The sequence below is a fragment of the Fibrobacter sp. UBA4297 genome (assembly GCF_002394865.1).
In the GTDB taxonomy this organism is placed as follows: domain Bacteria; phylum Fibrobacterota; class Fibrobacteria; order Fibrobacterales; family Fibrobacteraceae; genus Fibrobacter.
Genome location: NZ_DGUZ01000007.1, coordinates 53,005 through 65,342 on the forward strand (window position 1 = coordinate 53,005; position 12,338 = coordinate 65,342).

The 12,338-nt window shown below is 48.5% G+C and carries 11 protein-coding genes and 1 other RNA gene; 7 read left to right on the forward strand and 5 right to left on the reverse strand.

Going from position 1 to position 12,338, the window contains the following annotated elements:
- The first annotated feature begins 5 nt into the window (after positions 1-5).
- From B3A20_RS02710 to B3A20_RS02720, 3 genes are all read left to right on the forward strand, one after another.
- The gene (locus B3A20_RS02710; protein WP_290761559.1) at positions 6-1,976 is read left to right on the forward strand and encodes a hypothetical protein; all 1,971 of its coding nucleotides are present in this window, start codon (positions 6-8) and stop codon (positions 1,974-1,976) included.
- Between the two features lie 212 nt (positions 1,977-2,188).
- Positions 2,189-2,549, forward strand: a transfer-messenger RNA (tmRNA) gene (gene ssrA / locus B3A20_RS02715).
- 224 nt (positions 2,550-2,773) lie between these two features.
- On the forward strand, positions 2,774-3,187 hold the full coding sequence (locus B3A20_RS02720) for a hypothetical protein (protein WP_173563665.1): 414 nt from the start codon (positions 2,774-2,776) through the stop codon (positions 3,185-3,187).
- A gap of 9 nt (positions 3,188-3,196) precedes the next feature.
- On the opposite strand, the gene B3A20_RS02725 is transcribed toward B3A20_RS02720, so the two are convergent.
- The 5 genes from B3A20_RS02725 to ilvB form a co-directional block, all read right to left on the reverse strand.
- Complete coding sequence (locus B3A20_RS02725; RefSeq protein ID WP_290761564.1) at positions 3,197-4,285, reverse strand: radical SAM protein; 1,089 nt, start codon at positions 4,283-4,285, stop codon at positions 3,197-3,199.
- Between the two features lie 16 nt (positions 4,286-4,301).
- Positions 4,302-4,985 carry a hypothetical protein gene (locus B3A20_RS02730; protein WP_290761566.1) on the reverse strand — a complete coding sequence of 228 codons (684 nt, stop codon included), beginning with the start codon at positions 4,983-4,985 and terminating at the stop codon, positions 4,302-4,304.
- A 24-nt stretch (positions 4,986-5,009) separates the two neighbouring features.
- On the reverse strand, positions 5,010-5,528 hold the full coding sequence (locus B3A20_RS02735; RefSeq protein WP_290761568.1) for a hypothetical protein: 519 nt from the start codon (positions 5,526-5,528) through the stop codon (positions 5,010-5,012).
- Between the two features lie 248 nt (positions 5,529-5,776).
- Positions 5,777-6,271, reverse strand: a complete 495-nt coding sequence (gene ilvN, locus B3A20_RS02740; RefSeq protein WP_014547307.1) for an acetolactate synthase small subunit — start codon at positions 6,269-6,271, stop codon at positions 5,777-5,779.
- A 15-nt stretch (positions 6,272-6,286) separates the two neighbouring features.
- Positions 6,287-8,005, reverse strand: coding sequence for a biosynthetic-type acetolactate synthase large subunit (gene ilvB, locus B3A20_RS02745; protein ID WP_290761574.1), 1,719 nt, complete (start codon positions 8,003-8,005; stop codon positions 6,287-6,289).
- A gap of 387 nt (positions 8,006-8,392) precedes the next feature.
- Between ilvB and B3A20_RS02750 the strand changes: the two genes are divergently transcribed.
- The 4 genes from B3A20_RS02750 (at position 8,393) to B3A20_RS02765 (ending at position 12,317) form a co-directional block, all read left to right on the forward strand.
- Positions 8,393-8,794, forward strand: a complete 402-nt coding sequence (locus B3A20_RS02750; RefSeq protein WP_072830378.1) for a hypothetical protein — start codon at positions 8,393-8,395, stop codon at positions 8,792-8,794.
- A 226-nt stretch (positions 8,795-9,020) separates the two neighbouring features.
- Positions 9,021-10,391, forward strand: a complete 1,371-nt coding sequence (locus B3A20_RS02755; protein WP_290761578.1) for an MBOAT family O-acyltransferase — start codon at positions 9,021-9,023, stop codon at positions 10,389-10,391.
- A gap of 196 nt (positions 10,392-10,587) precedes the next feature.
- On the forward strand, positions 10,588-11,817 hold the full coding sequence (locus tag B3A20_RS02760; protein ID WP_290761580.1) for a hypothetical protein: 1,230 nt from the start codon (positions 10,588-10,590) through the stop codon (positions 11,815-11,817).
- Positions 11,817-12,317 (forward strand): hypothetical protein, encoded by a 501-nt coding sequence (locus B3A20_RS02765; RefSeq protein WP_290761582.1) that lies wholly within the window; start codon positions 11,817-11,819, stop codon positions 12,315-12,317. Before B3A20_RS02760 ends, B3A20_RS02765 begins: the two co-directional genes overlap by 1 nt.
- Positions 12,318-12,338 lie beyond the last annotated feature (21 nt).

Genomic DNA, 12,338 nt, shown 5'->3' on the forward strand with positions numbered 1-12,338 from the left:
CTATCATGAACTTGACGGATAATTACAGATTGACATCGCTCAAGCGCATCAAGAAAATCCCGACAGGGCTAGATGCGTTTGTTCTTCGCTTGTCCGGAAAAATCAAGGAACGGCCGACGATTCGCCGTAAATTCTTGAATGCAGCTCGGCGCATAGACGCTCTAGGAAAAAGTTTTGCTGCACTTGAAGTTTCTGAACTGAAAAAGCGACTTGCAGATGTGCGCGAAAAGTTTAAGCGCCCCGTGAAAGACGATGTTTTAGAAAACGCATTTGCCCTTGTGCAAGAATCTGTGTTCCGCGTTTTAGGGTACCGCCCGTATGTGGAACAGATGGCGGGTACGCTTGCACTTTATAACGGTTACATTGCAGAGATGTCTACAGGCGAAGGTAAAACCGTAACGGCGGCGATGTGTGGCGTTGTCCGTGGCTGGAGCGGCCGTCCGTGCCATGTGATTACGGCTAACGATTATTTGGCTTCTCGTGATGCCCAGATTATGAGTGGGCTCTATAACTTCTGTGGTGTTTCTGTCGGTGCGGTGACGGGGGCAATGAAACCTCCCGAGAGGCGTTATGGCTATGCAGCCGATGTGACTTATTCTACGGCAAAAGAGGTCCTTGCGGATTTTTTGCGTGACCGCATTGCAATGGGCAAAAGCCAAAATTTTGCAAAGAGAATTTTGGATAGTTTTACATTGCAGCAACAAGCGACTTCGGATAAGCTTGTACAACGTGGGCTTTATACCGCAATTGTGGATGAGGCAGATAACGTGCTCATTGACGAGGCCGTGACGCCTTTGATTATCTCTCGCGAAAAAGAAAACAAAGGCTTTAACAGAAGTTGCGAAATTGCGTTTGAACTTTCGAAAAGTTTGGTACGCGAAGTCGATTATAAAGTCGATATCAAACTCCGCACGGTGCGTTTTTTGGTCGATATGGATGCTCGTCTTGAAGAGATTCAAGATGAACTTGCCGAAAAGAGCGGAGGCGATGGTGGATTCTGTCGAGCTCCGTTCTTAAAGGATCTTGTGCGACAGGCGTTGATAGCGCAGGAGTTGTTTATTCTTGGCCGTCAGTATGTTATTGAAGATGGTAAAATCGTCATTGTCGATGAATCGACAGGCCGTAAAATGCCGATGCGCTCATGGAATGGCGGATTGCACCAGATGATTGAGCAAAAGGAAGGTCTCAAGCTGAGTGGTCTCAAGGAGACTGAAGCGAGAATGAGCTTTCAGCGGTTCTTTAGGTTGTACAAACATTTTTCGGGAATGACTGGAACGGGGAAGGAAGCCTCGAATGAATTTTGGATGGTTTATGGAACGCCTGTAGTCTGCATTCCAAATCATCGTAAAAATAAACGAAAAATTTATCGGCTCAAGACTTATTCAACGAAAGAAAAAAAACGCAAGGCGATTGTTGATGAAGTTATTCGAGTGCACAAATTGGGTCGTCCGATTTTGATTGGCACAAAGGATATTGACGAAAGCGAAACTTTTGGGATTATGCTTGCAAAGGCGGGACTGCATTGCAAAATTATCAATGCGGTGCGTAGTGATGATGAAGCGAACATCATTGCTGAGGCTGGGAAGGCGGGAGCTATTACCGTTGCTACAAATATGGCTGGGCGAGGGACCGACATCAAGATTCCTGCGGGAGTCCGTAAGCTTGGTGGGCTGCATGTCATTGCAACAGAATGCAATATGTCGTCGCGAATAGACCGCCAGCTATTTGGACGTTCTGCCCGCCAAGGAGACCCAGGTAGCGCAAGCCATTATGCTAGTTTTGAAGATGATGTACTTCGTCGGAATTTGCCGGGAACATTGCAGTCGTTATTCCGCCATGCGGGGCCACTTGCGGCTCTTGCTGTGAAATGGGCGCAACATCGTGCCGGGCACAAGTCTTACCAAAGTCGTGTCGCTGTGCAGCGCACGGATACCTGGCTCGAGGAATCCCTCGGTTTCAGCGGTGGGGATGTGTAAGTTCGCGGGTTACTTTACAAATTTCTTCGAACTTTATATATTTAGAGCACTAAAGCACTGGTATGTGCTCTGGTTTGCTTCGAATAACGCTGCTCGCGTTATTCTCACCCTTCGGGTCTTTCGAACGCTAAGGCGTTCTCAAAGGCTTAAACGCTCCTTAGGGTCGCGTTTAATCGACGGGTCTCAACCAGAGCACCCCCGGTGCAGGCACCGGGGGTGCTCTGGTTTCGACAGGGTTACCGAAGTGTTAGTTGCAAGTCGAGGTCTCAGACGAGGGCTACTCGTTAAAAAGTCTGAAAAAAAATAAGTGCTGACGAAAACTACGCACTCGCTGCCTAATTAACGGCAACGCCGGGCCTCATCCCGCTCCCATCGGGGTGTACGTCCGGACGCAATATGGGATAGGGAAGTGTCATGCCTGGGGGCATCTCCCGAGATTTACTAGGCTGGTCAAACTCCGCGCCGACCTTCTTGGGCGTGGATAAGACGAGATCTTAAATACGAAGGGAACACTTGTAGGAACGTACATGGACGTGATTTTGGACAGGGGTTCGACTCCCCTCACCTCCAGAAAAAAAGAACTCACTATGTGAGTTCTTTTTTCTGTTTTATAAGAACCGCTCGGCTCTTGAGTAATTGAAAAATCCATCTTCGCCTCGCTACCACCTTTAGGTGGGAATCTCCTATAATAAACGCTTGCCTGAATTCCGCTTTTTAAGTCTGCGTTGCCATCTATTAACTAGTAACTATTAACTAGTAACTAACTTTTTTTATACATTTTAGGCAAAGGAGGTTGTATGGATTGCAGAATCTTAGTCCGTTTCATTGGAGTCCAAGAGGATCTTGATGCGTTGTGGAGCGCATTCATGGAACATTTCCCGGAGGCCGAACTGCCGAGCGTTGATTCCGGAGAATGGTATTCCGTCGAAGACTACATGACGGACGAATACGAATGCCGCTTCGAGGAATTGCCGGAGTCCGAGCTGTATGCAATCGATGGAACTTTCCTAGTCGAAGGCGAACCTCCCGAGGATGTCCTGACCGAAATCCTGGAACGCTTTGAACGCGTGTATGCCGTCTTCAAGTGGTCTACGATGGACGTTGGAGTAGGTTGCGGCACGAGCGAAGGTTGGGGCGAGTTCAATGCCGACCGCGCTGATGACGGTTCTGATGAAGCTAACGAAATCTCCGAAGCTGTCCTCGGATTTTAGCCTGTTATTTTACGCCATTTTTTCTAGCAATGTATCGCAGATTTCTGCGAGCATTCTTTCGTGTGTGCACACTTCGGGTGACACTCCTTCTATTGTCCCCGTCGTGTAATAGCTCGTGCAGGCGCACTCGTGTGCGCAGCAACGGTAGCGGATGTCGCACCCCTCGCATTCTTTTTTGTCGTTGTCCAAAAATTCACGAATCTTGTCGCATGCCGCTTCATCAAAGCCGGTAAAGACGTTCCCCTGCACATAGTGGGTGTCTGGGTTAGAAGTAATAAACCGTGTGCAAGGGAACATATTCCCGTTTGTTGCAACACCGATTGCTCCATTGTACACATGGCACGAATAAAGTCTGTATCGCGAATTAATAAGTCTTATTTTTACTTTGTCGTGGATTGTGCCGAGGAAGAACTTGTCGCCTTTTTCGCGGCTTTCTCTCCAGTAATCTGCCATTTTCTGATATTGCAAGGCGAGCTTGTCAAAATCTTCGCCGCTCCATTTGCCATCGAAATCGACGCTTGTAGTGAGGCTTTGGAATCCCTGTTCGTGCAGCCACTTGACGCTTTCGAAAAGCGTGCTGATGTGCGCTCGCGTGACTGTGCTTAACGCGACTGCGCCGAGTTTCACGAATCGCGGAATATGCTTTTCGATAGCCTTGAAACTTCCCGTATTGTTGACGGTGCGGCGCGCGATATCGTGGTGGTGTTCTGGCCCGTCGAGCGAAAGATAAATGCGGAATTTTTCGCGTTCGCAAAGGTCAAAGAATTCATCGTCGAACAGCGTGCCGTTTGTATTGACCGCAAATTGCAATCTGAAATTTTTTGAAATTTTGCCTTTGTTCATCGCGTCATCGACAATCGCCTTTGCGAATTCGACACCTTTATAAATGGCGTCCCTTCGCAAAAGCGGCTCCCCCCCAAAGAACGTGATGTTCATGTACGACTGCCTAAAGAAAATCGTGCGGTCGAGTGCAATTTTAATCGCCTGTTCAAGCGTTGCATCGTCCATGACCGTTTTGCGGTCTGCTTGCGATTCCTTGTAATAGCAGTAGGTACAACGTAAATTACATTGTTCTGTAAGGCAAAGGACTAGGTTCATGCGGGAAATTTTCTGATTACACTTGAATATCGCTTTGCTCAAACGTGGTCACCATGCTTTCTATAAGGCAACCTGGATTGTTTGGGTCTTCGCACAGGTGGATACGGGGGTTGAGAGTGTCTATGACAGGTGTAATTTGTGGGACAGGGACTTTGATATCGCTACTACTGGACTGTATTCCAGGCGTACTTTCGCTCGAGCTGCTTTCTGTGACAATCGGATCGCCAGCGAGAGGTTCGAGTATTTCCATGGAGCTGCTTGATGGCGCAACGCTTGACGAAGATTCTTCGTATGGTGGGAGGATGCCCGCTTCTGGGGGCTGCTCCATCGAAGAGCTACTTGGCTTTTCGACGGATGACGAGGACATGATCATCGGGGAGCCGGATAGGGGCTCAATCGAGGAACTGCTACGGGGCTGCGACGCCGACGAAAGCGCTTTGACAGCTTCGCTGCTGAGATGCTCGCCACTTGAAGAAATGTCGGTATAGCTAGAACTGCTGTGTTGTTCTCCGCATGCAGCCTGTCCGCATGTGGGGTTTGTTTCGGGCTGCTTGGGGTGGTCTCCGCCAATTGCAGACACGCTGTCATCGCAGGCGGTAGCATTGAAGGATGCCGCAATTCCGAGTGCGGCTGCGACTGTAGTTTTGGCAAAATGGCTCAATTTTGAACTTTTGACGACTTTTTTCTTCTCGATTTTCATGGTTACACCTAACACTTGCGGATCTTATACATTGTCAAACATTTCGTATGTGGAAACCATGCTCACTAGCGGGAAATCTTCGTCGTCATGGCACATGATGACGTTTACGCCCATGGAATCAATTGTTTCGCACATTCTAGGATATGGAGGGATTACAGTATCACTCGATGAACTGCGGGGCTTTTCCACAATCGTACTGCTGGAGCTTCCGGATGAACTGCTGAGAGCATCTTCTGCTGAACTGCTCGGCGTTTGTACAGATGAAGACGAAAGCGCTTCGATGGCTTCGCTGCTGAGGCGTTCTTGGCTCAGCGGAATATCGACGACAGAAGAACTGGACTGTATTTCCGGGGTTTCAGAATCGTCGCTACTGTTTGGGTTATTGTTGTCTGGTTCAACAGGGCCGATGACTTGACCGCTTTCGGCGTCGCTTAAGCACCCGCTCGTCAAAATGGCGGACATGCCAAGCAACGAGGCGACCCCAGCTTTGGTGGCGCTCGACAAACGTGAATTACCGGTAACTTTCTTCTTCTCGATTTTCATAAAAATTTTCCTCCTTACATCCTTACACCATCTTAATATAGTTTGTTTTGGAATATAAAGTGTAATTTGGGGCCTTTTTTGTGATTGGCGCTGAACGTTTTTGTTGCATCCGTTGCATATAGACGTTGCGACTTCGTCGCAGTTGGTAGAACTTAGTTGGTAGAACTTAGAATATGCAATAAAAAATGCATCCGGAATCCCGAATGCATTTCTCTAAGTTCTAAGATCTAAGCTCTAAGTTCTAAAGGCTAAGTCTTGTCTTCACCGCGGAGCATGATGACCTTGCCCGTGCGGATGTATTCCACGATTTCGAACTTCTGCAACAAGCTCTTGAGGGTATCGACCTTCTGGCTGTTGCCCGTAATCTGGATAATCATGGACGTCATCGTCATATCCACCGTGTTGGCATGGAAATGGTCGCAAAGCTGCAAGATTTCGGTGCGCTGTTCTGCAGTGCAACGAACCTTGATGAGGGCGAGTTCCTTTTCCACAGCGTCCGTACCGGTATGGTCCTTTGCCTGAACCACGTCCACGAGCTTTTCGAGCTGCTTGATGATCTGCATCAAGATCTCGGGATTGCCGTGAGCGATGATGTTCATGCGGCTGAAGTTCGGGTCGAGCGTGGGGGAGACGACGAGAGAATCGATGTTGTAGCCACGGCGGGAGAACACGAGTGCAATACGCACGAGCACGCCCGGGCGGTTTGCCACTAACAAGCTAATAGAATGTGCAATATCTTTCATTTTCTAATTCTCCTATTACGTCGATCCGGTGGGTTTTTCGAGCTGCGTCTTCGGCTGTTCGGTGATCATGCTTGTGATCGGAGCGCCTGCCGGAATCATTGGGAACACGTTGTCTTCCTTTTCGCATTCGCAGTGGATGAGAATCGGGCCGTCGTTGTAGTCCAAAGCCTTCTGGATCACGCGTTCGGCGTCTGCCGGGCGCTTGATACGCAGCCCCGGGATGCCGTAAGCTTCAGCGAGCTTCACGAAGTCCGGGTTGCCCTTCATGTCCACGCTGGAATAGCGGTGGTCGTAGAAGAGTTCCTGCCACTGGCGCACCATGCCGAGGTACTTGTTGTCCATCACGAAAATCTTGATGGGGAGCTTGTGGATGGCTGCCGTTGCAAGTTCTGCTTCGGTCATCTGGAAACCACCGTCACCGCTGAAGCTGCAAACCGGCCAACCGGTTTCGTTGCCGAATGCGGCACCGATAGCAGCCGGGAAACCAAAGCCCATCGTGCCTGCGCCACCGCTGGAGTGGAGCTGACGCGGATAGTTGATGTGGAAGAACTGTGCAACCCACATCTGGTGCTGGCCCACGTCTGTCGTGACGATTGCCTTGCCCTGCGTAAGTTCGCTCACGGTAGCAACGATGTGCTGCATACGGAGGCCGCCCTGCTTGGCGTAGGTAAGCGGATAGCGCTTCTTCCAAGTCTGGCAAGTCTTGATCCAGTCGGCGGTATCAAGCTTGTTCACCATCGGGAGAAGCTGTTCCAAGACGAGCTTGGCGTCACCGCACATGAACACATCCGGCTGCAACACCTTGCCTTCTTCGGCAGGGTCGATGTCGATGTGCATCTTCACGGCGTTCTTGCAGAATTCGCTGAGCTTACCGGTAATGCGGTCGTCCCAACGGCTACCGATCGAAAGGATCAAGTCGCATTCGAGAACAGCCTTGTTGGCGTAAATTGTACCGTGCATGCCGAGCATGCCGAGAGAAAGTTCGTGGTCGGTCGGGAATGCGCCGAGGCCAAGCATCGTGCAGGTCACCGGAGCGCCGAGCTTTTCGGCGAGTTCCTTCACCTGGCGGTGTGCGCCAGAAATCATGGCACCATGGCCCACGAGCAAAAGCGGCTTCTTGGAGTTCTTGAGGTATTCAGCGGCCTTTTCAACGCTTTCTGTAGAAGCGTAGGTCGGAATCTTGTAACCCGGAAGGTCCATCTGATCCGTGAACGGAGCGGTGCAGGGGCCTGCAGTCACGTCCTTCGGGAGGTCAATAAGCACCGGACCCGGACGGCCTGTACGTGCGATGTGGAAAGCTTCCTTCATCACGCGCGGGAGGTCATTCGTGTCTTTCACCAAGTAAGAATGCTTGACGGTTGCAAAAGTCATACCGCTCGTATCGCATTCCTGGAAAGCGTCCTTGCCCAAGTTCGGAGTCGTCGTCTGTGCCGTGAGCACGACGATCGGGCTAGAATCCATGAGAGCTGTATAAATACCTGTAAACGTGTTCGTTGCACCCGGACCGCTAGTGACAAGAGCTACACCGACCTTACCGGTCTGGCGGGCATAACCGTCAGCCATGTGGGTTGCGCCCTGTTCATGACGGCTGAGCACAACTTTGATGCTGGAGTCGAGGATGGCATCGAACATCGGAATGGCCGATCCACCGGGATAGCCGAAAATTGTATCAACGCCTTCACGCTTGAGGCATTCGATAATCACTTCGGCACCACTTAAGGTCTTATTTGCCATAATTTATCCTGTCTTTTAAAGAATAGATGAATATTTAGATGGGCTGAAATATAGGAGTATTTTTTGAGGGTGGCAAGAGGTGAAAGCCTAGTTTTGTGGAAATTTTTGAAATTTTTAGTGAAATTTTATTTTAAAACGACCTGTTTTGATGTGAAAATTGAAAATTTTTCGTTAAATTTTTAAAAATTGAGTTTTGGATAAAGTAAAAGCTAGTGAATTTTGGATTAAATTTCTGTTTTATGACCTTTTTAGATGAAAAATAATTGTTTTGATGCGGACGTCATCCTGGAGCGTAGCGATAGGATCCATTATTTCTCGTAATCCATTTAGTGTGATTCTCCTTATCATTAATTGGGCATCCCGCATTTTTTTTACTATTTTAATCTTATGCTTAAGAAAATCATACTTTCTCTATTCCTTGCGGCCGCCTTTGTGTTCGCCGCTGACCCGATCACCATTGAAGGGCGTTTGACCGAAATTCCGGGCAAGATGCCGAGCAATGACCTGTACAGCTATGTCTATGTATTTAAGTACAAGGTTGCAAAGGTGGTCTCGGGCAAACTCGACGCCAAGGAAGTTCTCGTGGGCGTTTATAACCCGCTCATCGCTCGCGGCAAGGTCAAGGACAAGATGGCCGACAAGTCCAAGGGCAACGTTGGCGAATTCAAGGCCAAGTCCAAATACACGCTCAAGCTTATCCCGCTCGAAGGCAACTGGGATGGCGCTGTTGAAGATGAATACTTTGACGACGAATCCCCGCGCTACTTGGCTATTGAAGTGAATGAGTAATTAGACGAAAGAACGGGCTTCGCCCTACAGACTAGAGACGAAAGAGTAATAATGGCGCTTTGCGCTGAGTTATAGAAATTTCGTGTCTCGTTTTTTCTATCGTCGCCAAACTACAAATTGTTTTTATTTAATAATGCAACCTACTCTCGTCTCTCGTCTTTCGTCTCTCGTCTAACCCATGGTTTTTTCCTCTCAAATCTTCTTGTTTTATTTCTTGCCGACGTTTTTGGTTGGCTACTTTGTTCTCTTCAAGCTCGGGGCCAAGCACTCGTTCTTGAACTTGTTCATCACCATCTTCAGTTACGTCTTTTACGGCTGGCTCGAACCGTGGCTCGTATTCCTCATGTTCGGCTGCACGTTGGTGGTGTACGTGGCGGGGCGGTTCATCTCGGCGCCTGACGCAAGCAAGTTCCAGCGAAATTTTGCGCTCGGTACGGCGATTGCGGTAAACCTCGGTGCACTTGGGTTCTTCAAGTATTACATGTTCGGCATGGGAATCGTGAACGATTTTGCGACCATGCTCGGCTGTGAACCGTTCTCTATTATGACGGTCCTTTTGCCGGTGGGTATTTCGTTCTACTCGTTCCAGTCCATGAGTTACGCGATTGACGTGTGGCGCGGTACGGCACCTCCGGTCAAGAATTTTGCGACATTCGCATGCTACGTGGCGCTTTTCCCGCAGCTTGTGGCAGGCCCGATTGTGCGTTACAATACGGTTGCCGAAGAACTTGAAACCCGCACGCATACGCTCGAAAACTTTGTGCGCGGTATTTTGTTCTTCTGCTTTGGTTTTGTCGAAAAAATCTTCCTTGCAAACCAGGTGGGCATTATCGCTGACCGCGTTTTTGCGGCCGATGCTCCGGGCGTCATCAACAGCTGGTGGGGCTCGCTTGCCTACATGTTCCAGATTTACTTTGACTTCTCGGCCTATTCTAATATGGCGATTGGCCTTGGACTTATGCTCGGGTTCCATTTTCCGCGCAACTTCAACGGCCCGTACCGCTCCGTAAGCATTACTGATTTCTGGAAGCGCTGGCACATTTCCCTTACGAGCTGGTTCCGCGATTACTTGTACATTCCGCTGGGTGGAAACCGCGTGCCTACAGGCCGCATGTATTTCAACCTTTTCCTCGTGATGTTCGTGAGTGGCGTTTGGCATGGCGCGAACTGGACGTTCGTGTGCTGGGGACTTTATCACGCCTTCTTCATGATTGTCGAGCGTGCGAACAACAAGAACGCCTGGTACTACAAGGCTCCTCGCGTGGTGCAAATTCTTTTGACTCAGATAATAGTGCTTTTTGGCTGGGTGCTTTTCCGTGCGGATTCCATTGGCGATGCTGTTCGCATGTGGAAGAATATGCTTGGTCTTGGCGCAACGGCTGCTTCTGATGTTATTTTGTCTGCTGAAATTTTCACGCCGACATGCATTGTGTTTATGGCGCTTGCAGGGCTTTTCTCGTTCTGGAAATATCGCAGTTACGACTGGTGCGTTGACGTTTCGTTCAAAAAGTCGCTCATTGCGCTGGGCTTGTTTATTTTGGCAACGCTTGCGCTCTTTACCCAGAGCTACAATCCGTTCCTTTATTTCCAATTCTAGCGGCGAAGCCGCAGTAAACAGTGATTAGTAAGCAGTGGTTAGTAAACAGGAATGTAAAAGGAACGTTCTTATTACAATCCTAACCACCAACCACTAATCACTAACCACTTGTATTTCTTATTACATTACGCTCATACCCCAAAGGGCCGAAGGCCCGAGCCCATACCTAAATGTTTCCTTTACTATATTATTATCCATGAAAAATGGTTTAAATAAGATATTCATTTTGCTAGCGATAATGGCGGGTGTTGCTTTTGCGGACCCGATTCCTGCGGAGGCTTTGACTCAGAGTGGTCTTGTGATGCGAGACCGCCAACTTCGCGATATCGGGCTTGTGATGCGTGGTGGGCGAGGTGGTTATATCGATATTGGCTACACTTATACGCCTTCGTCTGAACAGTTGCAGCTCAAGAGCAAGTATGGTGTTCATGATGGTTTTGCTTTTAGGCACCATTATGGAATTTTCGGGAGCTGGGTACTGGATTCCACGTCTCATTTGGGATTTCTGACGTGGTTTGACCGCGCCGGTTGGGATTCTCAGGACTTTTTCTTCTTCCCGCATTACGGCGACTTTGCGCACATTTCTTCGGCGTTTACGTGGGGTTTCTCGTACACGAATACAAAGTACGATGCTACGTTTGCATTGGGCTTGCAGCACCAGAATCTGGAGTTGGCGAGTAAAAGAGTTTTTCCGAATGAATCGGATTCGCTGTTGTTCTACTGGGGACATGCTCGCTATAAAAATGTGAGCATCCAGGGAAGTTTCTATCGCAACACGTTCCAGACGCTTCGACTTTCGTTGGATTTGGAATCTCGTGAACTTTACGGTGGTGTCGGGAGCGGATACAAGACTTATTTGCCGAACTTGAGTGCTACGATTTATCGTCGTAAGAATAATGGCGATGATGATAACTTTGTTCGTTTGAATTTAGAACAAAATCTTTATGAGCAACAGCTTTATGCAGATGTGTCGTATGATTTTCCGAAGGGCGGTTTTCATTCAGCTATTTTGAAATATTATCCGGCAAATTTTTCTCGATTGATTGGATTTGAGGCTTCGTGTTTGCGTCGTAATGAAATTGGCGGCTCTAGGGAATTGCTTTGGGGGGGCGCTATTGACTTTATCATTCTCCGCTTGGGGTACAATTCGGCCTTTGATTATGATAATATGTTTGGTGCAAAGGGTACGTTTATTGCCGAAATTCATCTGGATTTAGGCTCTATTGGCGGCAAGTTCTTTGGTCGAGGCGCTGCCAAGGCGACCGCTATGGAAACTTCTCAAAGAAAAGTTGACTTGCATAAATTCATGAAGGCATATTCGGAACAACAGAAGTTGAATACGACGGTTGATGCTCAGGGCAATAAGGTGATTGAAGCGAAGGGAATCCGCTACGAAAAAGTCGATGCAACCCAGGGAGGCAACTAATGAAGTATTTACGTTTATTCCTTTGCTTTGTCGTGCTTTGTTTGACGGCTTGCATGAGTCATGTGATTACGGATACGACAACCAGGCTTCAGGTCGAAAACAGGACCGATGTTACGATTCTTGGAGTCGATATTATTTCTGAAGATGGAAAGTCTGTGCAACCGTGGATTCGCGATGCGATTGAACCGGGCGAAAAGAGCAAGGTTGTCGAAGAAGATTGGGTTGGAACGTTTAAGGTGAGAGTTCGCTTTGACAAGTGGAATGCTAAGTTGCTTGCAAGTGTAGGTAAGGTTTGTGCAACTTATAGCACTCCCGTTAGAGTGTATGCTTTAGCCAAACAAGGCGAACCGAACGTATTTGAAATAGATGATAATGGTTGCAGTCAGGAAGGGCATGTTCATATGGTATATTCTGAAACAACCCTAGACTTTGAAGGCGGCAGCCAGCACCTCATTGTATCTCAAGACGAAGATGGAAACGTGGCATTTAAGTTGAAGTAGAGTTTAGAGCTTAGAACTTTG